The sequence below is a fragment of the Pseudomonas sp. FYR_7 genome (assembly GCF_043106155.1).
GTDB classification, from domain to species: Bacteria; Pseudomonadota; Gammaproteobacteria; order Pseudomonadales; family Pseudomonadaceae; genus Aquipseudomonas; species Aquipseudomonas parafulva_B.
In genome coordinates this window covers 26,634-51,554 of sequence record NZ_JBICMI010000019.1, presented here as the reverse complement: position 1 = coordinate 51,554, position 24,921 = coordinate 26,634, and the positions used below count along the sequence as shown (strand labels likewise).

Below are 24,921 nucleotides of genomic sequence, written 5' to 3'. Positions count from 1 at the left end.
GACTTGTGTGACGCCTGAGTTGAGACTATCGCAGACCCTGGTGGGAGCGGCCTTGCGCCGCGATGGGCCGCGCAGCGGCCCCAACAATTCCTGACGCGAAGCTGCACGCCTGAAACCTCCGCCCCATTCCCGTTCGGCCTCTCGTTCGCCACGTCATTCATCAACGCCCTCCAAGACAGCCCCATCTCCCCATCACCCACCTGATCCGCTTTTTGACGCCAAAATTTCGCGCTTAACCCCTTGATTTTCCAGGGCTGGCCGCATGCCAGCATTTTTTTTTGCAAAAACCCCTCAAGCAACCGGGCTATCCGACGATAACCATTACGAAGGTTCTCTAGGCCACACCCGGCTGTCGCCAGGGCCGGAAGCCGCAGTATCCATACCACGAGGAATTCGTCATGGCTTTGACCGTCAACACCAACATCACCTCCTTGGGCGTTCAGAAGAACCTGAACCGCGCTTCCGAAGCGCTGGGTACTTCGATGTCCCGCCTGTCCTCTGGCCTGAAAATCAACAGCGCCAAAGACGACGCCGCTGGCCTGCAAATTTCCAATCGCCTAACCAGCCAAATCAAAGGCCTGAGCGTTGCCGTAAAAAACGCCAACGACGGCATCTCCATTGCCCAGACCGCTGAAGGCGCAATGCAGGAATCGACCAGCATTCTTCAGCGTATGCGCGAACTGGCCCTGCAGTCGGCTAACGGCTCGAACAGCGATGACGACCGTACTTCCTTGCAGCAGGAATTCACTGCTCTGTCCGGCGAACTGAATCGTATTGCTAGCACCACCACCTTCGGTGGTCGCAACCTGCTGGATGGCTCCTTCGGTAGTACTGCTTTCCAAGTGGGTGCAAGCGCTAACGAAACTATTTCGTTCAGCATGAAAGACGTAAGTGCGACCGGTTTGAAGGGTAGCTACAGCGAAGCGAATGTTGCCGGTAGTGTTACCAATCTCTCTGCTTCTGTAGTAGGTAAAGTTTTCACTCCGCCTCCTGCTAATTTTACAACTACCGTTGATCTTTCCTCGTTCTCTGCTTTGGGGGACAATGAAGTAGCGACGTTGACTGTCGGCTCAAAAACTATTGATATCAAAGGGGCAGTTCCCGGCAGCCCTGGAGCGCCCGCGGAGAATAACGACAAAGCAACGCTTTCTAACGCATTTGAAGCGGCGCTTGCCGCGGAAAAAATCACCTTCACTAAAGACGGTGATAAATACAGCCTCTCCAGCCCAACAACCTTCACCGCAACTACTGGTGGTACAGATGCTGGAAAGCTCGGTTTCACTGTTCCAGCAGTAGCAGCAGCATCTGATACCAAAATTAGTATCAATGATAAAGAGATCAGCATCCCCGCAGGCAAAACTGCTGCTGAAATAGCAGGTATCATCAATACTGATACCAAGGACACTGGTGTGAAAGCGGCGGTTGATTCCGCAACCGGCCGACTGCTGCTGAGCTCTGAAGGTGGTAAGGCGATCAAGCTGGAGAACGGTACTGCTGGTGCTTTGTCCTCTTTAGGTCTGTCTTCTGGCTCGACTCAAGCTAAACTGGTCGCAGATACTTCCATCACTCTTAACAACGTTGAAGTGAAGTTCAAAAAGGGCGATGACATGGATGCTGTGGTAGCTGCTATCAACAGCGCTAGCACCGGCGTCACTGCCAGCAAAAACGAAGACAATACTCTGAGCCTTTTCTCTGACGGCAACATCTCTATCGCAGATGGTAGCGCTGGCACTGGTTTGAAGGCTTTGGGTCTTGAGGCCAAAGTAGGTACTACCACTGCTACTACTGTGGAAACCACTGTTTCTGACCTGAATATCCTGAATGCAGCCGATTCTCAGGTTGCTATCCAGGCTCTGGACGCGGCCATCGCCCAGGTTGACAGCCAGCGCGCTCAGCTCGGTGCCGTTCAAAACCGCTTCGACAGCACCGTTGCCAATCTGAACAGCATCTCGGAAAACTCCACCGCTGCCCGCAGCCGTGTACAGGACGCCGACTTCGCTTCGGAAACCGCCGAGCTGACCAAGCAGCAAACCCTGCAGCAGGCATCCACCGCGATCCTGTCCCAGGCCAACCAGCTGCCGTCTTCGGTACTGAAACTGCTGGGCTAATTGCCAAAGCAGGCTAAGTTTGACGAAGGGTACGTTCGCGTACCCTTTCGTCTTTTCGTCACTTGAGGGTGTAAGTCGTGGATATAAGCATGAAGCTGGGCCTGTCCCATCCCGCTGCCATCACGCCGGACGCGCCACCCAGCGCACGGCCACCCAGCGAGCCGGTCAAGGCCGAGCCCGCCGACAAGGTTTCCAAGCCCGTAGCCCGGCCTGACCTGGAAAGCGCCGTCAGTGCCATCCAGGATTTCGTCAAGGCTTCGGAGCGACAACTGGATTTTTCGATCGACGACTCCACCGGCCAGGTGGTGGTCAAGGTCATCGCCCGCCAAAGCGGTGAAGTCATCCGCCAGCTGCCTTCTGAAGCTGCGCTTAAGCTTGCGGAAAACCTAAAAGATGCCAACAGCCTGTTGTTCAGCACCCAGGTTTGAGTTGGCACGGCATTTGTTTACCAGCGCACGGATGCTTTTTCGTCGGAATACCGGCGGTTACGATAAAGGAGATGTGATATGGCAAGCTCGACCATAAGTGGGCTTGGCTCTGGCCTGGACATCAGCGGCATTGTGAAGGCCCTGGCGAGTGCCGAGAAGGCGCCCAAGCAGACCCAGATCAACAATCAGACCACCACCGCCACCACCTCGCTTTCGGCCATCGGCTCTGTCAAGAGCGCGCTCGAAACGTTCCGTGCCGCAGTCGCCAAGCTCAACACCGCTTCGAGTTTCTCTGGCCTGGCTTCTTCGTCCTCGGACGAAGCCATCGCCAAGATCAAGCTGGGCGACGGCGCTTCCTCGGGCAACTACGCGCTCGAAGTCACCCAGCTGGCGACCGCGTCGAAAATTTCCACCCAGATTTATGAAAAGACCTCGACAATCGTCAACGACTCGGGTGAAACCCAGACCCTGACCATCAACCAGGGCAATGCGACCCACAGCGTGAACATTGCCGCGGGCGCCACACTTCAGCAGGCGCGTGACACGATCAACGACCAGCTGCAGTCCAAGGGCATCACGGCCAACATCGTCACCGATGCCAGTGGGTCGCGGCTCATCTTCTCGTCGACCAAGATGGGCGAGGGTACCGAGTTGACGCTGGGGGGCGACGCGAGCATGGCGCAGGGTGTGTCTACCATTGCCAAGCCGCAGAACGCCAAGTACACCCTCGATGGGCTGGCGCTGGAGTCTGCGTCCAACACCGTGACCGGCGCGATCAGTGGTGTGGATATCACTCTGGTCAAGGAAGGCAAGTCCAACCTGGCAGTCACCAGCAACAGCGACACGCTCAAGACGTCGGTCAAGTCTTTCGTCACGGCGTACAACGCGCTAATGACCACCATCAATACCCAAACCAAGGTCACCACCGGGGCCGATGGCGCCGCTACAGGTTCGGCCGCATTGACCGGCGATGCCACCATGCGCTCGCTGGTCAATTCCGTGCGCAATGAAATCAGCCACAGCGTGGGTGCGACGGGCCTGCGAACGTTGTCGCAGCTCGGCATCAACACGGTGCAGAAAACCGGCCTGCTGGAGTTCAACGACACCAAGTGGGACGCGGCGGTCAAAACCTATGGTGCCGACATCAACCACCTGTTCACCGGCAAGGATGGGCTGTTGACGCGCATGACCAACGTCACCGAGGAGTACACCAAGGCCGGTGGCATCCTCGCCTCGCGCCAGACCAGCCTTACCAATCAGCTCAAGGAGCTCGAGGAATCGCAGCAGGCGTTGGATCGGCGCATCGAGTCACTCACCGACACCTTGACCAAGAAGTACAACGCGATGGACACCATGGTTGCGCAGCTCAAGGCGACCAGCGACAGCGTCATGACCACGCTCAACGCGTTGAATAAAGCCAAGAGCGACAGCTGACAGCGCTAAAGAAACCCCGCGGGGCGCCGATAAACAGGTTATACGGCCCCCGTCCAGCCTTGTTCACTGAGGATCCACCATGCACCCGATGAGAGCCCTTCGCCAATACCAGAAGGTCAATTCCCACGCCCAGATCTCCGAAGCCACGCCCCATCGCCTGGTGCAGTTGCTCATGGAGGGCGCGCTGGATCGCATGGCTCAAGCCAAGGGCGCTATCTCTCGCGGTGACGTGGCACAAAAAGGTCTCATGTTGGGCAAGGCTGTCGATATCATCGGCGGCCTGCGCGAGGGTCTGGACAAAGACAAGGCCGTCGACCCCGATGAACTTGATCGCCTGGACAGTTTGTATGAGTACATGGCACTTCGGCTGACCCAGGCCAACATACACAGTGATCCCGAAGTGATCGATGAAGTCGCACGGCTCATGATCACCGTCAAGAGCGGCTGGGATGCTATCGCGACTGCCGAGTAACAACCCCTCTGCAAGGAGTCCCCTATGAGCGCATTGCATCAGATTGCCAATACCTGCCACGCCTTGAACGAAGCGCTGGAAGCTCGCGACTGGGTAACCATTGGTCAATTGGACTTGGGTTGCCGGGCGCTCGTCGACGAGGCGCTGCTAGCCGACCAGGAAGATGCGACCGCGCTCAAGGCCAACCTAGAGGCCCTCATGGCCGTTTATCGTCAGCTAATCGACGTTGCAAGTGATGAGCGTCAATCTCTGGTCGCGGAAATGTCGAATATCAACCAAGCCAAACAGGCGACAAAGGTATACCATCTGTTCAGCTGAGTTTGCGTGAGGCCGTATGCAGCCCGCAGTTCTGCGGCGCCATAAATTTGACTGCTCGGTAGTTTTTGACTTTACTAGTGCCTGTTCTCGTATTCCAGACGTCGAAACACTGACCATTCAGTCGGAATGATGTTGAGCACGCCCTCGGGCGCCGATATGACTAGGGAAGTTGCTATTGCATGTGGCGTGAAACCAAGATTCTCCTGATCGATGACGACAGCACCCGCCGCCGCGATCTGGCGGTGGTGCTCAACTTCCTGGGCGAAGAGAACCTGTCCTGTGCCAGCCATGAGTGGCAGCAGGTGGTAGAGCCCCTGTCTTCAAGTCGCGAGGTGCTGTGCGTGCTGGTGGGCGCTGTCAATACGCCCGGCACACTGCTCGGGCTGCTTAAGACAGTGCTTTCATGGGATGAGTTCCTTCCTGTTCTGTTTTTAGGTGATATTTCTTCAAGCGAGCTGCCTGAAGAGCTGCGCCGCCGCGTGCTGTCGAACCTGGAAATGCCACCCAGCTACAGCCAATTACTCGATTCGCTGCACCGCGCACAGGTCTATCGAGAAATGTACGACCAGGCGCGTGAGCGCGGTCGTCAGCGCGAGCCGAACCTGTTCCGCAGCCTGGTAGGCACCAGCCGCGCCATTCAGCACGTACGCCAGATGATGCAACAGGTGGCCGATACCGACGCCAGCGTGCTGATTCTTGGCGAGTCAGGCACCGGCAAGGAGGTGGTGGCGCGCAACCTGCACTATCATTCCAAGCGCCGCGAAGCGCCGTTCGTGCCGGTCAACTGTGGCGCGATCCCGGCCGAGCTGCTGGAAAGTGAACTGTTTGGCCATGAAAAAGGCGCGTTCACCGGCGCCATCACCAGCCGCGCTGGCCGCTTCGAGCTGGCCAATGGCGGCACGCTGTTCCTCGATGAAATCGGCGACATGCCGCTGCCCATGCAGGTCAAATTGTTGCGCGTTCTGCAAGAGCGTACGTTCGAGCGCGTGGGCAGCAACAAGACCCAGAGCATCGATGTGCGCATCATTGCCGCGACCCACAAGAACCTCGAGCACATGATCGAGGCCGGCACTTTCCGCGAAGACCTGTATTACCGGCTTAACGTCTTCCCCATCGAGATGGCGCCGCTGCGCGAGCGCGTCGAAGACATCCCGCTGCTGATGAACGAGCTGATCTCGCGCATGGAGCACGAAAAGCGCGGCTCCATTCGCTTCAATTCGGCGTCGATCATGTCCCTGTGCCGCCATGGCTGGCCGGGCAATGTGCGCGAGCTGGCCAACTTGGTCGAGCGCATGGCCATCATGCACCCCTACGGCGTGATCGGTGTATCGGAGCTGCCGAAGAAATTCCGCTACATCGATGACGAAGACGAGCAGATGGTCGATACCCTGCGCAACGACCTGGAAGAGCGCATCGCCATCAACGGGCACGCGCCCAACTTCAACAACCCAGCCATGTTGCCGCCTGAAGGCCTGGACCTGAAGGATTACCTGGGCAGCCTGGAACAGGGTCTGATCCAGCAAGCCCTGGACGACGCCAACGGCATCGTTGCACGTGCTGCCGAGCGCTTGCGAATTCGCCGCACCACGCTGGTCGAGAAAATGCGCAAGTATGGGATGAGCCGGCAGGGTGGTGAAGACCAGGCAGAGGAGTGATCGTCGTCGGTAGGCGGTAGATTCTCTGCCTGGAGTGCGAAGCCTCCGGCAAATGTTGTAAGCCCTTATCTTCGGCACGGGTATTGCTACGCACTGGCCACCACACCGTTTTTATGACGGTCAGCCACGCGAGAGAGCACGATGCCCCAGGCCGCCCATGTATCCCGAGCCCTTTCCCCCCAGGCGCATTCACTGGTCGAGCAGGAAAGCCGCCAGGGTGTCGAGCAGGCGTTCGCTTTGTTCGACCAGGTCTCCAGCCAGCTTAGCCAGTCCTACAGCCTGCTCGAAGCCCGGGTCAGTGAGCTCAAGGGTGAGCTGGCGGTGGTCAGCGCCCAGCGCATCGAGGAGCTGAACGAGAAAGAGCGTCTGGCCAACCGCTTGCAGCATTTGCTGGATTTGCTGCCCGGCGGGGTGATTGTCATCGACGGGCAGGGTAGCGTTCGCGAGGCCAACCCAGCCGCCTGTGAGCTGCTGGGCGAGCCATTGATCGGGCAGCTGTGGCGTGAAGTCATCGCCCGCAGTTTTGCCCCGCGCCTGGACGACGGCCATGAAGTGTCCCTGCGCGACGGCCGTCGCCTCTCCATCGCCACCCGCTCGCTCGATGCCGAGCCGGGGCAGTTGGTGCTGCTCAACGACTTGACGGAAACCCGTCGCCTTCAAGACCAACTGGCACGCCACGAGCGATTGTCCTCACTCGGGCGCATGGTCGCCTCGCTGGCGCATCAGATCCGCACGCCGCTCTCTGCCGCCATGCTCTACGCCAGCCACCTGGCCGACCCTGAACAGGCGTTGACCACCCAGACCCGGCAGCGTTTCGCTGGCAGCCTCAAGGAGCGCCTGCACGAGCTGGAACAACAGGTCCGCGACATGCTGGTGTTCGCCCGTGGCGAGTTGCCCCTCACGGACCGGATTTCTCCTAAAGCCTTGTTCCAGGCGTTGCAGCAGGCCGCGCAGACGCATGTTCAGGGGCACGCGGTGCGCTGGCAGTGTGACAGTCGCCTGGGTGAGCTGCTGTGCAACCGCGACACGCTGGTGGGTGCACTGCTGAACCTGATTGAAAACGCCACCCAGGCCAGCCAGGGCGCTGCGCGGCTCAAGGTGCACCTATGGCGGCGCCAGCAGACCTTGCACCTGTGCATCAGTGACGCTGGAACTGGCATTGCACCTGATCTGCTCGCCCGTATTGGCGAGCCATTCCTGACGACCAAGTCGACCGGCACGGGGCTCGGGCTGGCGGTGGTCAAGGCGGTGGTCAAGGCCCACCACGGCAGCGTGCAGATGCGCTCGAAGGTAGGGCGCGGCACCTGCGTACGAGTAGAGTTGCCCTTGATCGACGGGTCGTTGGCGGAGAGCCGGTGATGAGTGTGAACGTATTGCTGGTCGAGGATGACCGGGTGCTGCGCGAGGCATTGGCCGATACCCTCGACCTGGGTGGTTTCGCCTTCAGGGCGGTGGACAGCGCCGAACAGGCCTTGAAGGTGGTGCACGAAGAACCCTTCAATTTGGTCATCAGCGACGTGAACATGCCTGGCATGGACGGCCACCAATTGCTGGCCCAGCTGCGCCGCCAGCAGCCGCACTTGCCGGTGTTGCTGATGACCGCTCACGCGGCCGTGGAACGGGCGGTGGAGGCCATTCGCCAAGGCGCGGTGGATTACCTGGTCAAGCCCTTCGAGCCCAAGGCGCTGCTCAACCTTGTGCAGCGGCATGCCGCCGGGCGTGTGACGGACGAGGAGGGCCCGGTTGCGTGCGAGCCCTCCAGCCGGCAGTTGCTGGAGCTGGCCGCACGCGTGGCGCGCAGCAATTCGACGGTGCTGATTTCTGGTGAGTCGGGTACGGGCAAGGAAGTGCTGGCGCGCTACATCCACCAGCAGTCGCCCCGTGCCAGCCAGCCGTTCGTTGCGATCAACTGTGCCGCCATACCGGACAACATGCTCGAAGCCACGCTGTTCGGCCACGAGAAGGGGGCCTTCACCGGGGCGGTCGCTGCGCAGCCTGGCAAGTTCGAGCAGGCCAACGGTGGCACCTTGCTGCTGGACGAGATCTCTGAAATGCCATTGGCCTTGCAGGCCAAGTTGCTGCGGGTGCTGCAGGAGCGTGAGGTCGAGCGGGTAGGGGGGCGCAAGCCCATCGCGCTGGATATCCGCGTGGTGGCCACCACCAACCGGGACCTGGCGGGCGAGGTGGCTGCCGGTCGTTTTCGCGAGGACCTGTTCTACCGGCTGTCCGTGTTTCCGCTGGCCTGGCGACCCCTGCGCGAGCGGCCGGGCGACATCGTTCAATTGGCCGAGCGCTTGCTGGCACGTCACGTTGCCAAGATGCAGCATGCGCCGGTGCGCCTGTCCGCCGACGCGCAGGCCTGCCTGCAAGCCTGGACCTGGCCTGGCAACGTACGTGAGCTGGACAACGCATTGCAGCGCGCTCTGATTCTGCAGCAAGGCGGCGTGATCGAGGCGGCGGATTTTTGTCTTGATGGCGCCATTCCCTTGTCAGGTGGCACTGTGCCATTATCTGGGCAGCGTGAACAGTCCGTCGAGCAGGGCGACGACAAGCGACGTCACGAGTACCAGCAGATCATCGACACCTTGCGGGCCGAGCGGGGCCGGCGCAAGGAAGCGGCCGAGCGTCTGGGCATCAGCCCGCGCACGCTGCGCTATAAGCTTGCCCAGATGCGCGACGCCGGTTTCGACGTCGAAGCCAGCCTGTTTGGCGAGTGAGACGGTCCCGTTTTAGCCTGCGGACGTCCTCTCGAGCCTGTGCAATGCAGCCCGCTTTTAGCCAGTGCTCGCCAGGCGGGACTGATCTTCACGGTGCCTCGTAGCCTGATATCCGCGGTTTTTCCCCGATGCATCCACCCTTTTTCAAGGCTGGCACCTTTGTTGCTTTACGAAGGCTATCCGCCGCATGACTGTCAAAAATATGCGGCCGCCGGAGAGAGAAGCCCATGACCCAAGGTGTTGAATTCAATCGTCTGATGCTGGACATGCGCGCCATGCAGGCCGATGCCATGTCGCTGCCGAAAGTATCAGCCGCCCCTGAGCTGGCCCCAGGGCAAAGTACCTTTGCCGATATGCTGGGCCAGGCCATCGGCAAGGTGAATGACACCCAGCAGGCCTCTTCGCAGCTGGCGAACGCCTTCGAAATCGGCAAGACCGGGGTCGATCTCACCGACGTGATGATTGCTTCGCAGAAAGCCAGCGTTTCGATGCAGGCCTTGACCCAGGTACGCAACAAGCTCGTTCAGGCGTACCAGGACATCATGCAAATGCCGGTTTGAGGGCAGACGTAGACCATGGCTGAAGCAGTCGTCGACAACGCGCCCCCCAAGGGCGGCGCGCCAGCGCCCAAGGCCCCCCTGGTGCGCCTGGCGTTCCTGGAAAACATTGCGCAGATGCCCATGCTGCGTCAGATCGGCCTGATGGTCGGCCTGGCGGCCAGCGTGGCGATCGGCTTTGCCGTGGTGCTGTGGTCGCAGCAGCCGGACTACCGTCCGCTGTACCCGAGCCTGTCGGGCATGGACACCAAGCAGGTCATGGACACCCTGGCGGCGGCCGACATTGCCTACAACGTGGAACCCAATTCCGGGGCCCTGCTGGTCAAGGCTGACGATATCTCCCGCGCGCGCCTGAAGCTGGCGGCAGCGGGCGTGGCGCCTACCGACGGCAACGTCGGTTTCGAGCTGCTCGACAAGGAGCAGGGCCTGGGCACCAGTCAGTTCATGGAAGCCACGCGCTACCGTCGCAGCCTGGAAGGTGAACTGGCGCGCACCGTGTCGAGCCTGAACAACGTCAAGGGTGCCCGCGTGCACCTGGCCATTCCCAAAAGCTCGGTGTTCGTGCGCGACGAGCGTCGGCCCAGCGCGTCGGTATTGGTCGAGCTTTATCCAGGTCGTGCGCTTGAGCCTGGTCAGGTGATGGCCATCGTCAACCTGGTTGCCACCAGTGTGCCGGAGCTGGACAAGTCCCAGGTCACCGTGGTCGACCAGAAAGGCAACCTGCTGTCCGAACAGATCCAGGATTCTGCCCTGACCCAGGCCGGCAAGCAGTTCGACTACAGTCGCCGGATGGAAAGCATGCTGACCCAGCGCGTGCACAACATCCTGCAACCGGTGCTGGGCAACGACCGTTACAAGGCCGAAGTGTCCGCCGACCTGGACTTCAGTGCGGTCGAGTCCACCTCCGAGCAGTTCAACCCGGACCAACCGGCGCTGCGCAGTGAGCAGTCGGTCGACGAGCAGCGCGCCAGCAGCCAGGGCCCGCAAGGTGTGCCGGGCGCGCTGAGCAACCAGCCGCCGGGTGCTGCTTCGGCACCACAGACCACGGGTGGCACCGCGGGTGCAGCAGGCGCCATTCAGCCTGGCCAGCCCTTGGTCGATGCCAATGGCCAGCAGATCATGGACCCGGCCACTGGCCAGCCGATGCTCGCGCCGTATCCGTCGGATAAACGCCAGCAGAGCACCAAGAACTTCGAGCTTGACCGCTCCATCAGCCACACTCGCCAGCAGCAGGGGCGCATGACACGCCTGTCCGTGGCGGTCGTGGTGGACGATCAGGTCAAGGTGGACGCCGCCACCGGGGAGACCACCCATGTGCCGTGGGCTGCCGAAGACCTCACGCGCTTCACCCGGCTGGTCCAGGACGCCGTTGGCTTCGATGCCAGCCGGGGCGACAGCGTGACCGTGATCAACGTGCCGTTTGCGCCAGACCGTGGCGAAGAGATTGCCGATATCGCGTTCTACCAGCAGCCCTGGTTCTGGGATATCGTCAAGCAAGTGCTGGGTGTGCTGTTCATCCTGGTGCTGGTGTTCGGTGTATTGCGTCCTGTGCTCAACAACCTGACAGGGGGTGGCAAGCAGCCTGCCCTGGAAAACGACATGGAGCTGGGCGGCATGATCGGTCTGGATGGCGAACTGGCCAACGACCGCGTCAGCCTGGGTGGCCCGACAAGCATTCTGCTGCCTAGCCCGACCGAGGGTTACGAGGCACAGCTCAACGCAATCAAAGGCCTTGTGGCCGAAGACCCGGGCCGTGTGGCCCAGGTCGTGAAAGACTGGATCAACGCCGATGAGTGATAACCGAGCCGTTACCGCCAAGCTGAGCCGCGTCGACAAGGCAGCCATCCTGCTGCTCTCGCTGGGTGAAACCGATGCCGCGCAGGTACTGCGCCACATGGGGCCCAAGGAAGTGCAGCGCGTGGGCGTGGCCATGGCGCAGATGGGCAACGTGCACCGTGACCAGGTCGAACAGGTGATGAGCGAGTTCGTCGAGGTGGTTGGCGATCAGACCAGCCTGGGCGTGGGCTCCGATGCGTACATTCGCAAGATGCTCAACCAGGCACTGGGCGAGGACAAGGCCAACGGCTTGGTCGACCGCATCCTGCTCGGTGGCAACACCAGTGGCCTGGACAGCCTCAAGTGGATGGAACCACGCGCCGTGGCCGACGTGATCCGCTACGAGCACCCGCAGATCCAGGCCATTGTCGTGGCTTACCTGGACCCTGACCAGGCCGGTGAGGTGCTGAGCAACTTCGACCACAAGGTTCGGCTGGACATCGTATTGCGCGTCTCATCGCTCAATACCGTGCAACCTGCTGCCCTCAAGGAGCTGAACCAGATTCTGGAGAAGCAGTTCTCCGGCAATTCCAACGCCGCGCGCACCACCCTGGGTGGCATCAAGCGTGCCGCTGACATCATGAACTTCCTCGACAGCTCGGTGGAAGGCGCCCTGATGGATTCGATCCGTGAAATCGACAGCGACCTGTCCGAGCAGATCGAAGATCTGATGTTCGTCTTCAACAACCTGGCCGATGTGGATGACCGGGGTATCCAGGCGTTGCTGCGCGAAGTGTCCTCCGACGTGCTGGTGGTGTCGCTCAAGGGCGCGGACGAGCGGGTCAAGGACAAGGTCTTCAAGAACATGTCCAAGCGGGCCTCGGAACTGCTGCGCGACGACCTCGAGGCCAAGGGCCCGGTCCGTGTCAGCGATGTCGAGACGGCCCAGAAGGAAATCCTCACCATCGCCCGTCGCATGGCCGAAGCCGGCGAAATCGTGCTCGGTGGCAAAGGTGCCGAGGAAATGATCTAAGCGGCGAGCCGCCAATGGGTCCGCGCAAGGCGATTGCGTCGCGCACGCAATCTGCCTTAGCGTGCAGTCTTCGACAGGCGGCATGGCGCCTGGCACCCTGACAGACAGGTTTTTGAATGTCGACCAAAGAACACCACCCCAGTGACCTGATCCGGGCCCGCGACCTTGAGGGCGTGGATGTCTGGACATTGCCCAGCTTCGACCCCCAGCCCGCGCCCGAGCCTGAGCCCGAACCGGTCGAGGTGGAGGAAGAAGTCGAGGAAGTGCCACTGGAGGAAGTCCATCCGCTGACCCTCGAAGAGCTGGAAGCCATTCGCCAGGAAGCCTATAACGAAGGCTTCGCCACAGGTGAGCGTGATGGTTTTCACAGCACCCAGCTCAAAGTGCGCCAAGAGGCCGACGAGGCCCTGAAGGCCAAGCTGGCCAGCCTGGAAAAGCTGATGACCCATTTGATGGAGCCTATCGCCGAGCAGGACACCCAGATCGAGAGAACCCTGGTGCACCTGGTGTCGCACATGGCGCGCCAGGTGATCGGCCGGGAACTCACGAGCGATTCCAGCCAGATCACCCAGGTGCTGCGCGAAGCCCTCAAGCGCCTGCCCATGGGTGCCGACAACATCCGTATCCACTTGAACCCGCAGGATTTCGAACTGGCCAAGGCCTTGCGCGAGCGCCACGAAGAACAATGGCGCCTGCTCGAAGACAGCACCCTGCTTCCCGGTGGCTGCCGTATCGAGACCGCCCATAGCCGTATCGATGCGACCATGGAAACCCGCATCGAGAAGACCGTCGCGCAGTTGTTCGACCAGATGCATGATCATGCGCTGCACCCGGCAGCGCCGGATGTGAGTGTTGACCTGGACGCGCCGGTGGAGAACCCCGATGCGCCTTGACCGTACCAGCTTCGCCAAGCGCCTGGGCAGCTATGCCGAGGCCATTGAGGTGCCGGCGCAACCGGTGGTCGAGGGGCGACTGCTGCGCATGGTGGGCCTGACCCTGGAAGCCGAGGGGCTCAGGGCGGCTGTGGGTAGCCGCTGCCTGGTGGTCAACGACGACAGCTACCACCCGGTACAGGTCGAGGCGGAGGTGATGGGGTTCTCCGGGTCGAAGGTGTTCCTCATGCCGGTTGGCAGCATTGTCGGCATCGCCCCCGGTGCCCGCGTGGTGCCGCTCGACGACGGTGGTCGGCTGCCCATGGGCATGAGCATGCTGGGGCGGGTGCTGGACGGCGCGGGCCGCGCGCTGGACGGCAAGGGCGGCATGAAGGCCGAGGACTGGGTGCCGATGGACGGGCCGGTGATCAACCCGCTCAACCGCGACCCGATCAGCAAGCCGCTGGACGTGGGCATTCGCAGTATCAACGGCCTGCTCACCGTCGGACGCGGCCAGCGCCTGGGCCTGTTCGCCGGTACCGGTGTGGGCAAGTCGGTGCTGCTAGGCATGATGACCCGCTTCACCGAAGCCGAAATCATCGTGGTCGGCCTGATTGGCGAACGGGGCCGCGAAGTGAAGGAATTCATCGAGCACATTCTCGGCGAGGAGGGGCTCAAGCGTTCTGTGGTGGTGGCTTCACCCGCGGACGATGCGCCCCTGATGCGCTTGCGGGCGGCCATGTACTGCACCCGTATTGCCGAGTACTTTCGCGACAAGGGCAAGAACGTGCTGCTGTTGATGGATTCGCTGACCCGCTTTGCCCAGGCGCAGCGGGAAATTGCCCTGGCCATCGGTGAGCCGCCCGCCACGCGCGGCTATCCGCCTTCGGTGTTCGCCAAGCTGCCCAAGCTGGTGGAGCGAGCTGGCAATGGTGAGCCGGGTGGCGGCTCGATCACGGCGTTTTATACGGTGCTGTCCGAGGGGGACGATCAGCAGGACCCGATCGCCGACTCGGCGCGGGGGGTGCTGGACGGCCACTTCGTGCTGTCGCGACGGCTGGCCGAGGAGGGCCATTACCCGGCAATCGACATTGAAGCGTCCATCAGCCGGGTGATGCCCCAGGTGGTCGATGCCGACCACCTTCGCCAGGCGCAGAAATTCAAGCAGCTCTGGTCTCGGCTGTCCCAGAGCCGCGACCTGATCAGCGTGGGTGCCTACGTGGCGGGCGGGGACCCCGAGACCGACCTTGCCATCGCGCTGCAGGCCAGGCTGGTGGAATTTCTGCGTCAAGGGCTGCGTGAAAACGTGAGCATGGCGCAAAGCCGCGACCAACTGGGGGCGATCTTCACGCCCCCGGCGGGCTGATAGGCCATGGCACTGCCCGGACGTGCGGCGCGCCTGGCTCCCGTGGTGGACATGGCCGAGGAAGCCGAGCGCAAGGCGGCCCAGCGTCTGGGCCATTTCCAGCAGCAGGTGGTCACGGCCCAGGCCAAGCTGACGGAACTGGAGCGCTTTCGCGAGGATTATCAACAGCAGTGGCTCAACCGGGGCGGCCAGGGTGTCGACGGGAACTGGCTGGTCAACTACCAGCGCTTTCTCGGCCAGTTGGAAACGGCCATGACCCAACAGCGCCAGAGCCTCACCTGGCACCAGAACAACCTCGCCAACGCCCGCGACACCTGGCAGCAGGCGTATGCGCGGGTAGAGGGCCTGCGCAAGCTGGTGCAACGCTATATGGACGAGGCTCGGCGCGCCGAGGACAAGCGCGAGCAGCGCCTGCTCGACGAATTGTCCCAGCGGCTGCCGCGCCAGGGGCCGTTGTAGCGGGTAAGCCTTTGGGCCGCTGTGCGGCCCATCGCGGCACTAGGCCGCTCTTACAAGGCCCTGTGAACCTACTGACCCAGGCGCTACGCGGTCAGGGTAGGAGCGGCCTAGCGCCGCGATGGGCCGCACGGCGGCCCCAGCGATCTATGCTGAGCGCCTAAGATCCGCGGGGGCTAAGTACCCAACACGGCCCTGCGCCATGCCTGTCAATCTACACTACTTCCCTCACCCGCTTGCCCCCTCGCGCCATGACTGCTACACCTTCATGGAGCCGCATCCGCCATCATCGAAGGAATCGCTAGCATGGCAGTGGAAACCGATGTCTCGCAGGACGGTAAAAAGCTGACGATCAAGATCAAGGGACGTTTCGATTTCGGCAAGCACCAGGCCTTTCGCGAGGCCTACGAACGCCAGCCAAGCCGCCCTGACGCGGTCATCGTCGACTTGCAGGAGGTGACCTACCTCGACAGCTCGGCATTGGGCATGCTCCTGCTGTTGCGCGATCATGTCGGCGGGGACGCGGCGGATGTGCGGGTCGTCCATGCCAATTGCGATGTACGCAAGATCCTCGCCATCTCCAATTTCGACAAGCTCTTCGACATCAGTTGAGCGCGCCGATGGCTGATGAGCTTGGGTTGACCGTGCTGGTGGCTGAAGATGGCGCGGCCGATCGTCTGCTGTTGGCACAGATCGTCAGGCGCCAAGGGCATCAAGTGTTCACGGTGGAAAATGGCCAGCAAGCCGTGGACGTGTTCAAGGCACAACGCCCACAGCTGGTGCTGCTCGATGCGCTGATGCCGGTCATGGACGGCTTCGAGGCGGCGCGGCAGATCAAGGCCTTGGCTGGCGAAGCCCTGGTGCCCATCATTTTTCTCACGGCACTCAACGAAGAGCAGGCCCTGGTGCGGTGCTTGGAAGCCGGTGGTGATGATTTTCTGCCCAAGCCCTACAGCGCAGTCATTCTGGCAGCCAAGATTCGGGCCATGGACCGGCTGAGGCGGCTTCAGGCCACAGTGCTGGACCAGCGCGACCAGATAGCACGGCACCACCACCACTTGCTCAATGAACAGCGGGTGGCCAAAGCCGTGTTCGACAAGGTTGCCCATTCCGGCTGTCTGGATGCACCGAACATCCGCTTTTTACAATCGCCGTACGCGCTGTTCAACGGCGACCTGATGCTGGCCGCGCTCACGCCGTCCGGGGACATGCGCGTGCTGCTGGGGGATTTCACCGGGCACGGGCTGCCGGCTGCCGTGGGAGCCATGCCATTGGCTGAAGTGTTCTACGGCATGACGGCCAAGGGTTATGGCATGGCGCAAGTTTTGCGAGAGATGAATGCCAAGCTCAAGCGCATCCTGCCTGGCGACATGTTCTGCTGCGCACTGCTGGTCAACCTGAGCATGCAGCGCGGCGCAGTGGAGGTGTGGAATGGTGGCATGCCTGATGGCTTCGTGCTGGCTGCTGAGGGCCAGGTGTTGTCTGCGTTGAGTTCCCGGCACTTGCCGCTGGGGGTTCTGAGTGCCGAGCAATTCGACGACCAGACCGAAGTCTGGCCGCTGGCGCCGGGCGAGCGCCTGCTGTTGATGTCCGATGGGGTGCTGGAAACCGCCGACGATCAGGAGCGTTTGTTCGGGGAGCAACGCCTGCGGGCAGTACTGGCAGACAATCGCGATCCCGCGCTGTTGTTCGACGAGCTGCTCGACGCGCTGCAACGCTTCGGTGGGCCGGCGCGTGACGATGTCAGCTTGTGTGAGATACGCATGCTGGGTGCGCAGTTGCCGCAGCCCATGCCGGTGTTGCCTCCGGACCTGGGCCGCTGTAGCGCCATGGACTGGTCGCTCAGTTTCGATGTGAGGGGCGAAAGTCTGCGCCGTTTCAACCCGGTGCCCTACCTGGTGCAGTTGTTGCAGGAAATACACGACCTGCGTTCATCGGCCGGCACTCTCTACAGTGTGCTGAGCGAACTGTATTCCAATGCGCTTGAACATGGCGTGCTGGGGCTGGACGCTCGGCTCAAATGCGACGCGCCAGGCTTTGCCGATTACTATCAGGAGCGAGCCAGGCGCTTGCAGGTGATCGAGGAAGGTTACGTGCGCATCGATCTTGCAGTTGAACCGCTTGCCGCTGGTGGGCGTCTGAAAGTGGAGGTCAGGGACAGCGGCGATGGGTTCGACGTGCAGCAGGTGCTTGCGCAGCCGTTGCCAGAGCGAGGCCTCAGTGGCCGAGGACTGGCATTGGTCAGGCGCCTGTCTACGGTGGCGCGCTGGACAGAGGGCGGGCGCTGTGCGCACGTTGAGTTCATCTGGTGAGTCCGCGTCGGGCTCTGCCATAATCTGACTTGATCAAGGAGCGAACAAGTGGCTGACATGCATATCGACCACAAGGTACTCAGTGACCTGCGTGAAATCATGGAAGACGGCTATCTGCAGCTAGTGCAGACCTTCCTGGACGATTCTGAAAGGCGCCTTGGCCAACTTCACGCTGCCCGCAGCGCAGTTGAACTCGGCGCCGCCGCCCACAGTTTCAAAGGTAGCAGCAGCAACATGGGTGCCGTTGCGTTGGCAACCCTTTGCCAGGAACTCGAGGACAAGGCCCGCCATCCTCCGCTGCTGGGGATCGAAGACCTCATCAGCCGTATTGATGTGGAGTTTGCCGAAGTGCAGCGCTTCTACCGGGCCGAACATCGTCGTATATCGGCCGGTTAGCCCATGCGCTTACCGCCTCTGTATTAGTTGGCGCGAGTTTTGCTGAGTAATACCCGTGATCATTTTGTTTATGGCGCGGAGACTGCTCAATGCCTGTTGCATCCAACCCTTTGCTGCAAGCCAACATCAAGGCCGACGCATCCCGCTCTGCTAGCGCCACAGCCGGCAAACCCCAGCAGACACTGGGCGAGCAGGGCGATGGCTTCGGTCAGGTGATGGCCAAGCAGGGGCGTGACAAGGTTGCCGGTGCTGCAGACAAGCCTGCTGCGAGCAAGGCCGCTGACAAGGCTGAGGGGACCTCAAGCGGCAAAAGCAAGCCCGTTGACAAGCGCGCCGTTGCCGATGACGGCAATGGCTCGCCAACCGAGCAAGCTAGCCAGGCCGATACCGGCATGCGCGATGCCAGCCTGGTTGCCGGGCAGGTCACTGACGCGCAGCCTGGCGCCCAGTTGATCCAGGCCCAGGCCGAGGCAGTAGCGCCTGTCTTGCAGGCTGCCAATGACCAGCCGCCTTCCGAAAAAGCGCCTGACTTCGACCCTGCTGCCGATGCCCTGGCGAACCTGCCTACCCTGCGCCTGGCGCTGGAGCACAGTGCCCAGGCCAAGGGGGCCACCTCGGCCCATGCCGTAGACCCTGGCCAGCAGCAGGCTCAAGCTGCATCCGTCAATACCTTGGCGCAGGCGGGTCAGGTGGCCGAGGAAGCCTCCACCGACACCGGTGAAAAGGCCTTCGGCGCATTGCTCGAAGAAGGGTTGAAAGACACCAAGGGCGCCAGCAGCGATACCCGTATCGATGACTTCGCCAGCCGCCTGGCCAACCTCACCCAGGCCGCAACGGCCAAGACGGCCAACGCGGTGCCGGTGAACCCCAACCCGTTGCAGCAGCCGTTGTCGATGAACCAGAACGCGTGGACCGAGGGGCTGGTGAACCGGGTCATGTACCTGTCCAGCCAGAACCTCAAGTCGGCCGATATACAGCTCGAGCCTGCCGAGCTGGGGCGCTTGAACATCCGCGTCAACGTCGCCGCCGACCAGGCCACCCAGGTGACCTTCATCAGCGGCCACGTCGGTGTGCGCGATACGCTGGACAGCCAGGTGCACCGGCTGCGCGAACTCTTTGCCCAGCAGGGCCTGGCCCAGCCGGATGTCAATGTGGCCGACCAGTCGCGTGGTCAGCAGCAACACGGGCAGGCGGCGCAGGGGCAGGGGGGTAGTAGCCTGTCCGGCGTTGCTGCGCGGGCGGGTGAGGGTTCGGTCGACGCTGCCGAGCGGGAACGGCCTGCGGAGCAGCAGGTGGTGATCGGGGACAGCGCTGTGGATTATTACGCCTGAGGCGCATGTAGGGGCAGGGGCTACTAAACGGCCCCTCTGTTTTGTTCGTACGGCACTGCTGTAAGTCCCGGCATGCCTTGACGCACGCGTATTTGGCATAACACTTGCTCACCCCAAGCCATCTTCCCAGTTACTCCCGATGGACGACGGAATATTGGCATGGCGAATACCGAAGCAGTCAAAGACCCTGCCCCAAAAGGCAAACTCAAACTGATCCTCCTGGCCGTGGGTGGCCTGCTGGTGGCCGTGGGCATTTCCGTGGGCGCCACGTGGTTCATCATGCACAAGAGCGAGCCCGCCCCTGCTGAACAGGAAGGCGCCAGCACCACCAAGCCAGCGGCCATCTACGAAGCGCTTACGCCCGCGTTCGTGGTGAACTTCAACCAGAATGGTCGCCAGCGCTACATGCAGGTCAGCATCACCTTGCAGGGGCGCAATCAGGCTGACCTCGATGCCCTTAAAGTGCACATGCCGGTCATACGTAACAACCTGGTGATGATGTTCTCCGGGGTCGGCTTCGAGACCCTGGCCAGCAGCTCGGTCGGCCAGGAAATGCTGCGCCAGAAAGCGACCGTCGTGGTGCAGGAAGTTGCCCAGAAAGAAGTCGGCAAGCCTGTGATTGACCAGTTGCTGTTCACCAATTTCGTATTGCAGTAGGAGCACGCAATGGCCGTACAGGACCTGCTGTCCCAGGATGAGATCGATGCCCTGCTGCATGGCGTCGACGATGGCCTGGTGCAGACTGAAAGTGTATCCGAGCCCGGCAGTATCAAAAGCTATGACCTGACCAGTCAGGACCGTATTGTCCGGGGCCGCATGCCGACCTTGGAGATGATCAACGAGCGATTTGCCCGTTACACCCGCATCAGCATGTTCAACTTGCTGCGCCGCTCGGCCGATGTGGCCGTGGGCGGCGTGCAGGTGATGAAGTTCGGTGAGTACGTGCATTCGCTGTACGTGCCCACCAGCCTCAACCTGGTCAAGATCAAGCCGCTGCGCGGCACCTCGCTGTTCATCCTCGACGCCAAGCTGGTGTTCAAGCTGGTGGACAACTTTTTCGGCGGGGACGGCCGGCACGCCAAGATCGAAGGCCGCGAGTTCACCCCGACCGAGTTGCGCGTAGTGCGCATGGTGCTGGATCAGTGCTTCATCGACCTGAAGGAAGCCTGGCAGGCGATTATGGAGGTGAACTTCGAGTACATGAACTCCGAGGTCAACCCGGCCATGGCCAACATCGTCGGCCCCAGCGAGGCGGTGGTGGTGTCCACGTTCCATATCGAGCTCGACGGCGGCGGGGGCGACCTGCACGTGACCATGCCGTACTCGATGATCGAGCCGGTACGTGAAATGCTCGACGCCGGCTTCCAGTCCGACCTGGACGACCAGGACGAACGCTGGGTCAAGGCGCTGCGTGAGGACGTGCTTGATGTTGCCGTGCCGGTAACGGCCACGGTAGCCAGGCGTCAGCTCAAACTGCGGGATATCCTGCACATGCAGCCCGGGGACGTCATCCCGGTCGAGCTGCCCGAGCACCTTGTGCTGCGCGCCAACGGCGTGCCGGCATTCAAGGCGCGCCTGGGCTCGCACAAGGGCAACCTGGCGCTGCAGATCATCGACCCGGTCGAACGCCGCTGATGGCGGCCGCTCCCAACGAATTGAATGCCTGTCGAGGAAATCATGGCTAACGAAAACGAGATCACCTCTCCAGAGGACCAGGCGCTCGCCGATGAGTGGGCTGCTGCGCTGGAAGAAACCGGTGCGGCCGGCCAGGCCGACATCGATGCGCTGCTGGGCGATACCAGCCAGAATCAGGGGCCCGGTCGCTTGCCGATGGAAGAGTTCGCCAGCTCGCCCAAGCCCAATGCCAATGTCAGCCTCGAAGGCCCGAACCTGGATGTGATTCTCGACATCCCGGTGAGCATCTCGATGGAAGTGGGCAGCACCGAAATCAACATCCGCAACCTGCTGCAGCTCAACCAGGGTTCGGTGATCGAGCTGGACCGCCTGGCAGGCGAGCCCCTGGATGTGCTGGTCAATGGCACGCTGATCGCCCATGGCGAAGTGGTGGTGGTCAACGAGAAGTTCGGCATCCGCCTGACGGACGTGATCAGCCCCAGCGAACGCATCAAGAAGCTGCGTTGATGAAGGCCAGGGTGCGCGTCATCGCAGCGGCGGCCGCGGCACTGGCCAGCCAGGTATGCCTGGCCGCCGCCACGCCTGCCGCGACACCGGCCAACCCGCCAGGAAGCCTGGGCGGGCAACTGGCCCAGATGGTCTTCGGCCTGCTGCTGGTGGTCGGGCTGATCTTCCTGCTCGCCTGGCTGCTGCGCCGGATGCAAGGCTCGGCGGTCAAGGGCAGTCAGGTGATCGACATCATCGGCAGCCGCGCCATCGGGCCGCGTGATCGGCTGCTATTGGTGCAGGTGGGCAAGGAACAGATCCTCATTGGTCATACACCCGGGAGCATCGAAGCGTTGCACGTGCTGGCCGAGCCTGTGGATGTACCCCAGGGGGCTCGCCAGGCGACGCCTGAGTTCGCCCAGCGGCTAATGGAACTGATGGGCAAGGACCCTAAGGACAAGACCCGATGAGCGCAGCGCTGCGACTGTTGTTCACCCTGGCGCTGCTGTTGGCGGCGCCGTTGGCACTGGCTGCCGACCCGCTGTCGATTCCAGCCATCACCCTGTCCAACGGTACCGATGGGCAGCAGGAGTATTCGGTCAGCCTGCAGATCCTGTTGATCATGACGGCGCTGAGCTTCATTCCAGCGTTCGTCATCCTGATGACCAGCTTCACCCGGATCATCATCGTATTTTCCATCCTGCGCCAGGCGCTGGGGCTGCAGCAGACGCCGTCGAACCAGATTCTGACCGGCATGGCGCTGTTCCTGACCCTGTTCATCATGGCGCCGGTGTTCGACCGCATCAACCAGACGGCCTTGCAGCCTTACCTGAACGAGCAGTTGACCGCCCAGCAGGCCATCGACCGTGCGCAGGGCCCGCTCAAGGACTTCATGCTGGCTCAGACCCGGCAGAGCGATCTGGACCTGTTCATGCGCCTGTCCAAGCGCACCGACATCGCCAGCCCCGACCAGGTGCCGCTGAGTATCCTGGTGCCGTCCTTCGTCACCTCGGAGCTCAAGACGGCCTTTCAGATCGGCTTCATGATCTTCATTCCGTTTCTGATCATCGACATGGTGGTGGCCAGCGTGCTCATGGCCATGGGCATGATGATGCTGTCGCCGCTGATCATCTCGTTGCCGTTCAAGATCATGCTGTTCGTGCTGGTCGATGGCTGGGCCTTGATCATGGGCACGCTGGCCAGCAGTTTCGGTGGTGTGTGACTTTGCCTGGGAGGGCCGTGCATGACGCCTGAAGTAGCCGTCGACCTGTTCCGCGACGCCCTGTGGCTGACCACGCTGATGGTCGCCGTGCTGGTGGTCCCCAGCCTGCTGGTGGGCCTGATCGTGGCCATGTTCCAGGCCGCCACCCAGATCAACGAGCAGACCCTGAGCTTTCTGCCGCGCCTGCTGGTGATGCTGATCACGCTGATCGTGGCCGGGCCGTGGCTGGTACAGAAGTTCATGGAGTACATCACTACCCTGTACACCAACATCCCCCAGCTCATCGGTTGATGCGCCGATGCTTGAGCTGACCGACACGCAAATCGGCACCTGGGTGGCCACCTTCATCCTGCCGCTGTTCAGGGTGACGGCGGTGCTGATGACCATGCCCATCTTCGGCACGCGCATGTTGCCGGCGCGGGTGCGCCTGTACGTTGCCGTGGCGATCACCGTGGTCATTGTGCCGGCGCTCCCGCCACTGCCGCCGTTCGATCCGTTGAGCCTCAAAGGGGCGCTGCTGTGTGCCGAGCAGATCATCGTCGGCACTATGTTCGGTCTGGCGTTGCAGTTGCTGTTCCAGGCCTTCGTGATCGCCGGGCAGATCGTGGCGGTACAGATGGGGATGGCATTCGCCTCGATGGTCGACCCTGGCAACGGGGTCAACGTCACGGTGATCAGTCAGTTCATGACCATGCTGGTGAGCGTGCTGTTTCTGCTGATGAACGGCCATCTGGTGGTGTTCGAAGTGTTGACCGAGAGCTTTACCACGCTCCCGGTGGGCAATGCCCTGGTGGTCACTCATTTTTGGGAGTTGGTGGGGCGCATGGCGTGGGTGTTCGGCGCCGGGCTGATATTGATCCTGCCGGTGATCGCAGCCTTGTTGGTCGTCAATATTGCCTTTGGCGTGATGACCCGTGCAGCGCCGCAGTTGAATATTTTTTCCATTGGTTTCCCGCTGACCTTGGTCATGGGCATGCTCATTTTCTGGATCGGCCTTGCCGATGTGTTGTCCCATTACCAGGCGTTGGCCAGCGAAACGCTGCTGTGGCTACGCGATTTGGCGAGGGCCGGTTGAATGGCGGAAAGCGAAAGCGGTCAGGACAAGACAGAGGAACCCACCGAGAAGCGCAAGCGCGATGCGCGGGAAAAAGGGGAGATCGCGCGCTCCAAGGAGCTGAACACTGTGTCGGTAACCCTGGCCGGTGCCGGTGGCGTGCTAGCCTTCGGCGGGTATCTGGCCGAGACCCTGCTGGAAATGATGCGCATGAACTTCAGCCTGACCCGCGAGATCATCGTCGATGAGCGGTCCATGGGGGCGTTCTTGCTCACCTCCGGTAAAATGGCCATCTGGGCCCTACAGCCGATTCTGATCCTTCTTTTCGTGATGTCTTTCGTTGCACCGATCGTACTGGGCGGTTTCGTCTTCTCCGGCAGCTTGCTGCAACCTAAATTCAGCCGAATGAACCCGCTTTCTGGCATCAAGCGCATGTTCTCGATGCATGCCCTGACCGAGTTGCTCAAGGCGCTGGCCAAGTTCTTCGTGATCCTGGTGGTGGCCGTGGCGGTGCTCGCCAGCGACCGTCAAGCCCTGCTGTCAATCGCCAACGAACCGCTGGAGCAGGCGATCATCCACAGCTTGCAAGTGGTGGGCTGGAGCGCCCTGTGGATGTCGGCCGGGCTGTTGCTGATCGCCGCCGCCGACGCGCCGTTCCAGCTGTGGCAAACGCACAAGAAAATGAAGATGACCAAGCAGGAAGTGCGCGACGAGTACAAGGACAGTGAGGGCAAGCCCGAGGTCAAGCAGCGTATCCGCCAGTTGCAACGCGAGGTATCGCAGCGGCGAATGATGGCGGCTGTGCCCCAGGCCGATGTGATCATCACCAACCCGACCCACTACGCCGTCGCCCTGCAGTACGATCCGGAAAACGGGAATTCGGCCCCCTTGCTGCTGGCCAAGGGCAGCGACTTCATGGCCTTGAAGATTCGCGAGATTGGCGCTGAGCACAACATCCAGATTCTTGAATCTGCCGCCCTGGCTCGGGCAATTTACTACTCCACCGAGGTGGAGCATGAAATTCCTGCCGGGCTGTACCTGGCGGTGGCCCAGGTGTTGGCGTACGTCTTTCAGATACGTCAGTACCACGCAGGGAAGGGCAAGCGGCCAGATCCGCTGAAGCCTGACTTGCCAATTCCACCCGATCTGCGCCGTGACAGCTGACCTTGCGTAGCATGGTGAGTCCTTTTGCTGATACGCCTGCAAAAGGGGCGATACAAGCAATATAAATCCCCCACCAGACAAAGTTGGAAAGCTTCTTGCAATGGCAGCGCCAGTCGCCTGACAGGCGTC

The 24,921-nt window shown here is 61.6% G+C and carries 26 protein-coding genes; all 26 read left to right on the top strand.

Features of this window, described 5'->3' with window-relative positions:
- Positions 1-398 precede the first annotated feature (398 nt).
- The 26 genes from ACF8R3_RS05230 to flhB all read left to right on the top strand — a co-directional run bounded on the left by ACF8R3_RS05230 (position 399) and on the right by flhB (position 24,792).
- Positions 399-2,108 carry a flagellin gene (locus tag ACF8R3_RS05230; RefSeq protein WP_392515095.1) on the top strand — a complete coding sequence of 570 codons (1,710 nt, stop codon included), beginning with the start codon at positions 399-401 and terminating at the stop codon, positions 2,106-2,108.
- A 77-nt stretch (positions 2,109-2,185) separates the two neighbouring features.
- Positions 2,186-2,536: a flagellar protein FlaG gene (locus ACF8R3_RS05225; RefSeq protein WP_144964637.1), complete on the top strand. Its 351-nt coding sequence runs from the start codon at positions 2,186-2,188 to the stop codon at positions 2,534-2,536.
- Between the two features lie 78 nt (positions 2,537-2,614).
- Complete coding sequence (fliD, locus tag ACF8R3_RS05220; protein ID WP_392515092.1) at positions 2,615-3,970, top strand: flagellar filament capping protein FliD; 1,356 nt, start codon at positions 2,615-2,617, stop codon at positions 3,968-3,970.
- Positions 3,971-4,049: 79 nt separating this feature from the next.
- Positions 4,050-4,442 carry a flagellar export chaperone FliS gene (gene fliS / locus ACF8R3_RS05215; protein ID WP_392515090.1) on the top strand — a complete coding sequence of 131 codons (393 nt, stop codon included), beginning with the start codon at positions 4,050-4,052 and terminating at the stop codon, positions 4,440-4,442.
- 24 nt (positions 4,443-4,466) lie between these two features.
- Entirely contained in the window at positions 4,467-4,760 is a 294-nt protein-coding gene (locus tag ACF8R3_RS05210) for a flagellar protein FliT (protein ID WP_196126975.1), read from the top strand.
- A 179-nt stretch (positions 4,761-4,939) separates the two neighbouring features.
- Entirely contained in the window at positions 4,940-6,415 is a 1,476-nt protein-coding gene (gene fleQ, locus ACF8R3_RS05205) for a transcriptional regulator FleQ (protein WP_392515088.1), read from the top strand.
- Positions 6,416-6,556: 141 nt separating this feature from the next.
- Positions 6,557-7,774: a PAS domain-containing sensor histidine kinase gene (locus ACF8R3_RS05200; RefSeq protein ID WP_145255425.1), complete on the top strand. Its 1,218-nt coding sequence runs from the start codon at positions 6,557-6,559 to the stop codon at positions 7,772-7,774.
- Positions 7,774-9,132 (top strand): sigma-54-dependent transcriptional regulator, encoded by a 1,359-nt coding sequence (locus ACF8R3_RS05195; RefSeq protein ID WP_392515086.1) that lies wholly within the window; start codon positions 7,774-7,776, stop codon positions 9,130-9,132. Before ACF8R3_RS05200 ends, ACF8R3_RS05195 begins: the two co-directional genes overlap by 1 nt.
- A 227-nt stretch (positions 9,133-9,359) precedes the next feature.
- Positions 9,360-9,692 carry a flagellar hook-basal body complex protein FliE gene (fliE, locus tag ACF8R3_RS05190; protein ID WP_023533916.1) on the top strand — a complete coding sequence of 111 codons (333 nt, stop codon included), beginning with the start codon at positions 9,360-9,362 and terminating at the stop codon, positions 9,690-9,692.
- 15 nt (positions 9,693-9,707) lie between these two features.
- Positions 9,708-11,486, top strand: coding sequence for a flagellar basal-body MS-ring/collar protein FliF (fliF, locus tag ACF8R3_RS05185; protein ID WP_392515084.1), 1,779 nt, complete (start codon positions 9,708-9,710; stop codon positions 11,484-11,486).
- The gene (gene fliG, locus ACF8R3_RS05180; protein ID WP_023533955.1) at positions 11,479-12,498 is read left to right on the top strand and encodes a flagellar motor switch protein FliG; all 1,020 of its coding nucleotides are present in this window, start codon (positions 11,479-11,481) and stop codon (positions 12,496-12,498) included. Before fliF ends, fliG begins: the two co-directional genes overlap by 8 nt.
- A gap of 116 nt (positions 12,499-12,614) precedes the next feature.
- Positions 12,615-13,391 carry a flagellar assembly protein FliH gene (gene fliH, locus ACF8R3_RS05175; RefSeq protein WP_078478885.1) on the top strand — a complete coding sequence of 259 codons (777 nt, stop codon included), beginning with the start codon at positions 12,615-12,617 and terminating at the stop codon, positions 13,389-13,391.
- A complete protein-coding gene (fliI, locus tag ACF8R3_RS05170; protein WP_058606068.1) occupies positions 13,381-14,736 on the top strand; it encodes a flagellar protein export ATPase FliI in 1,356 nt (451 codons plus the stop codon). Before fliH ends, fliI begins: the two co-directional genes overlap by 11 nt.
- A 6-nt stretch (positions 14,737-14,742) precedes the next feature.
- On the top strand, positions 14,743-15,195 hold the full coding sequence (gene fliJ, locus ACF8R3_RS05165; protein ID WP_058606069.1) for a flagellar export protein FliJ: 453 nt from the start codon (positions 14,743-14,745) through the stop codon (positions 15,193-15,195).
- 303 nt (positions 15,196-15,498) lie between these two features.
- Entirely contained in the window at positions 15,499-15,804 is a 306-nt protein-coding gene (locus ACF8R3_RS05160; protein ID WP_058606070.1) for an STAS domain-containing protein, read from the top strand.
- 8 nt (positions 15,805-15,812) lie between these two features.
- Complete coding sequence (locus ACF8R3_RS05155) at positions 15,813-17,504, top strand: fused response regulator/phosphatase (RefSeq protein ID WP_058639125.1); 1,692 nt, start codon at positions 15,813-15,815, stop codon at positions 17,502-17,504.
- A 48-nt stretch (positions 17,505-17,552) separates the two neighbouring features.
- Entirely contained in the window at positions 17,553-17,900 is a 348-nt protein-coding gene (locus tag ACF8R3_RS05150; protein ID WP_058639124.1) for an Hpt domain-containing protein, read from the top strand.
- Positions 17,901-17,989: 89 nt separating this feature from the next.
- A complete protein-coding gene (locus ACF8R3_RS05145; RefSeq protein WP_078478883.1) occupies positions 17,990-19,231 on the top strand; it encodes a flagellar hook-length control protein FliK in 1,242 nt (413 codons plus the stop codon).
- Positions 19,232-19,390: 159 nt separating this feature from the next.
- Positions 19,391-19,888, top strand: a complete 498-nt coding sequence (gene fliL, locus ACF8R3_RS05140; protein ID WP_058606074.1) for a flagellar basal body-associated protein FliL — start codon at positions 19,391-19,393, stop codon at positions 19,886-19,888.
- A gap of 9 nt (positions 19,889-19,897) precedes the next feature.
- Positions 19,898-20,866, top strand: coding sequence for a flagellar motor switch protein FliM (fliM, locus tag ACF8R3_RS05135; RefSeq protein ID WP_058639122.1), 969 nt, complete (start codon positions 19,898-19,900; stop codon positions 20,864-20,866).
- Between the two features lie 42 nt (positions 20,867-20,908).
- Entirely contained in the window at positions 20,909-21,373 is a 465-nt protein-coding gene (gene fliN, locus ACF8R3_RS05130) for a flagellar motor switch protein FliN (protein WP_023533974.1), read from the top strand.
- Entirely contained in the window at positions 21,373-21,822 is a 450-nt protein-coding gene (fliO, locus tag ACF8R3_RS05125; RefSeq protein WP_058639121.1) for a flagellar biosynthetic protein FliO, read from the top strand. Before fliN ends, fliO begins: the two co-directional genes overlap by 1 nt.
- Complete coding sequence (fliP, locus tag ACF8R3_RS05120; RefSeq protein ID WP_023533994.1) at positions 21,819-22,574, top strand: flagellar type III secretion system pore protein FliP; 756 nt, start codon at positions 21,819-21,821, stop codon at positions 22,572-22,574. The genes fliO and fliP overlap by 4 nt, the downstream gene beginning before the upstream one ends.
- Positions 22,575-22,595: 21 nt before the next feature.
- On the top strand, positions 22,596-22,865 hold the full coding sequence (gene fliQ / locus ACF8R3_RS05115; protein WP_023533926.1) for a flagellar biosynthesis protein FliQ: 270 nt from the start codon (positions 22,596-22,598) through the stop codon (positions 22,863-22,865).
- A gap of 7 nt (positions 22,866-22,872) precedes the next feature.
- Positions 22,873-23,649, top strand: a complete 777-nt coding sequence (gene fliR, locus ACF8R3_RS05110; protein WP_058606076.1) for a flagellar biosynthetic protein FliR — start codon at positions 22,873-22,875, stop codon at positions 23,647-23,649.
- The gene (flhB, locus tag ACF8R3_RS05105; protein WP_145255414.1) at positions 23,650-24,792 is read left to right on the top strand and encodes a flagellar biosynthesis protein FlhB; all 1,143 of its coding nucleotides are present in this window, start codon (positions 23,650-23,652) and stop codon (positions 24,790-24,792) included. It begins immediately after the preceding gene.
- The last annotated feature ends 129 nt before the right edge of the window (positions 24,793-24,921 follow it).

Coding starts and splice junctions, on each gene's coding strand:
- ACF8R3_RS05230 (WP_392515095.1), top strand. CDS start 399: ATGGCTTTGACCGTCAACACCAACATCACCTCCTTGGGCGTTCAGAAG.
- flhB (WP_145255414.1), top strand. CDS start 23,650: ATGGCGGAAAGCGAAAGCGGTCAGGACAAGACAGAGGAACCCACCGAG.
- fliR (WP_058606076.1), top strand. CDS start 22,873: ATGCTTGAGCTGACCGACACGCAAATCGGCACCTGGGTGGCCACCTTC.
- fliM (WP_058639122.1), top strand. CDS start 19,898: ATGGCCGTACAGGACCTGCTGTCCCAGGATGAGATCGATGCCCTGCTG.
- fliL (WP_058606074.1), top strand. CDS start 19,391: ATGGCGAATACCGAAGCAGTCAAAGACCCTGCCCCAAAAGGCAAACTC.
- ACF8R3_RS05210 (WP_196126975.1), top strand. CDS start 4,467: ATGAGCGCATTGCATCAGATTGCCAATACCTGCCACGCCTTGAACGAA.
- fliJ (WP_058606069.1), top strand. CDS start 14,743: ATGGCACTGCCCGGACGTGCGGCGCGCCTGGCTCCCGTGGTGGACATG.
- fliF (WP_392515084.1), top strand. CDS start 9,708: ATGGCTGAAGCAGTCGTCGACAACGCGCCCCCCAAGGGCGGCGCGCCA.
- fliI (WP_058606068.1), top strand. CDS start 13,381: ATGCGCCTTGACCGTACCAGCTTCGCCAAGCGCCTGGGCAGCTATGCC.
- fliS (WP_392515090.1), top strand. CDS start 4,050: ATGCACCCGATGAGAGCCCTTCGCCAATACCAGAAGGTCAATTCCCAC.
- fliG (WP_023533955.1), top strand. CDS start 11,479: ATGAGTGATAACCGAGCCGTTACCGCCAAGCTGAGCCGCGTCGACAAG.
- ACF8R3_RS05200 (WP_145255425.1), top strand. CDS start 6,557: ATGCCCCAGGCCGCCCATGTATCCCGAGCCCTTTCCCCCCAGGCGCAT.
- fliP (WP_023533994.1), top strand. CDS start 21,819: ATGAGCGCAGCGCTGCGACTGTTGTTCACCCTGGCGCTGCTGTTGGCG.
- ACF8R3_RS05145 (WP_078478883.1), top strand. CDS start 17,990: ATGCCTGTTGCATCCAACCCTTTGCTGCAAGCCAACATCAAGGCCGAC.
- fliN (WP_023533974.1), top strand. CDS start 20,909: ATGGCTAACGAAAACGAGATCACCTCTCCAGAGGACCAGGCGCTCGCC.
- ACF8R3_RS05155 (WP_058639125.1), top strand. CDS start 15,813: ATGGCTGATGAGCTTGGGTTGACCGTGCTGGTGGCTGAAGATGGCGCG.
- fliH (WP_078478885.1), top strand. CDS start 12,615: ATGTCGACCAAAGAACACCACCCCAGTGACCTGATCCGGGCCCGCGAC.
- ACF8R3_RS05195 (WP_392515086.1), top strand. CDS start 7,774: ATGAGTGTGAACGTATTGCTGGTCGAGGATGACCGGGTGCTGCGCGAG.
- fliE (WP_023533916.1), top strand. CDS start 9,360: ATGACCCAAGGTGTTGAATTCAATCGTCTGATGCTGGACATGCGCGCC.
- ACF8R3_RS05160 (WP_058606070.1), top strand. CDS start 15,499: ATGGCAGTGGAAACCGATGTCTCGCAGGACGGTAAAAAGCTGACGATC.
- fleQ (WP_392515088.1), top strand. CDS start 4,940: ATGTGGCGTGAAACCAAGATTCTCCTGATCGATGACGACAGCACCCGC.
- fliD (WP_392515092.1), top strand. CDS start 2,615: ATGGCAAGCTCGACCATAAGTGGGCTTGGCTCTGGCCTGGACATCAGC.
- fliO (WP_058639121.1), top strand. CDS start 21,373: ATGAAGGCCAGGGTGCGCGTCATCGCAGCGGCGGCCGCGGCACTGGCC.
- fliQ (WP_023533926.1), top strand. CDS start 22,596: ATGACGCCTGAAGTAGCCGTCGACCTGTTCCGCGACGCCCTGTGGCTG.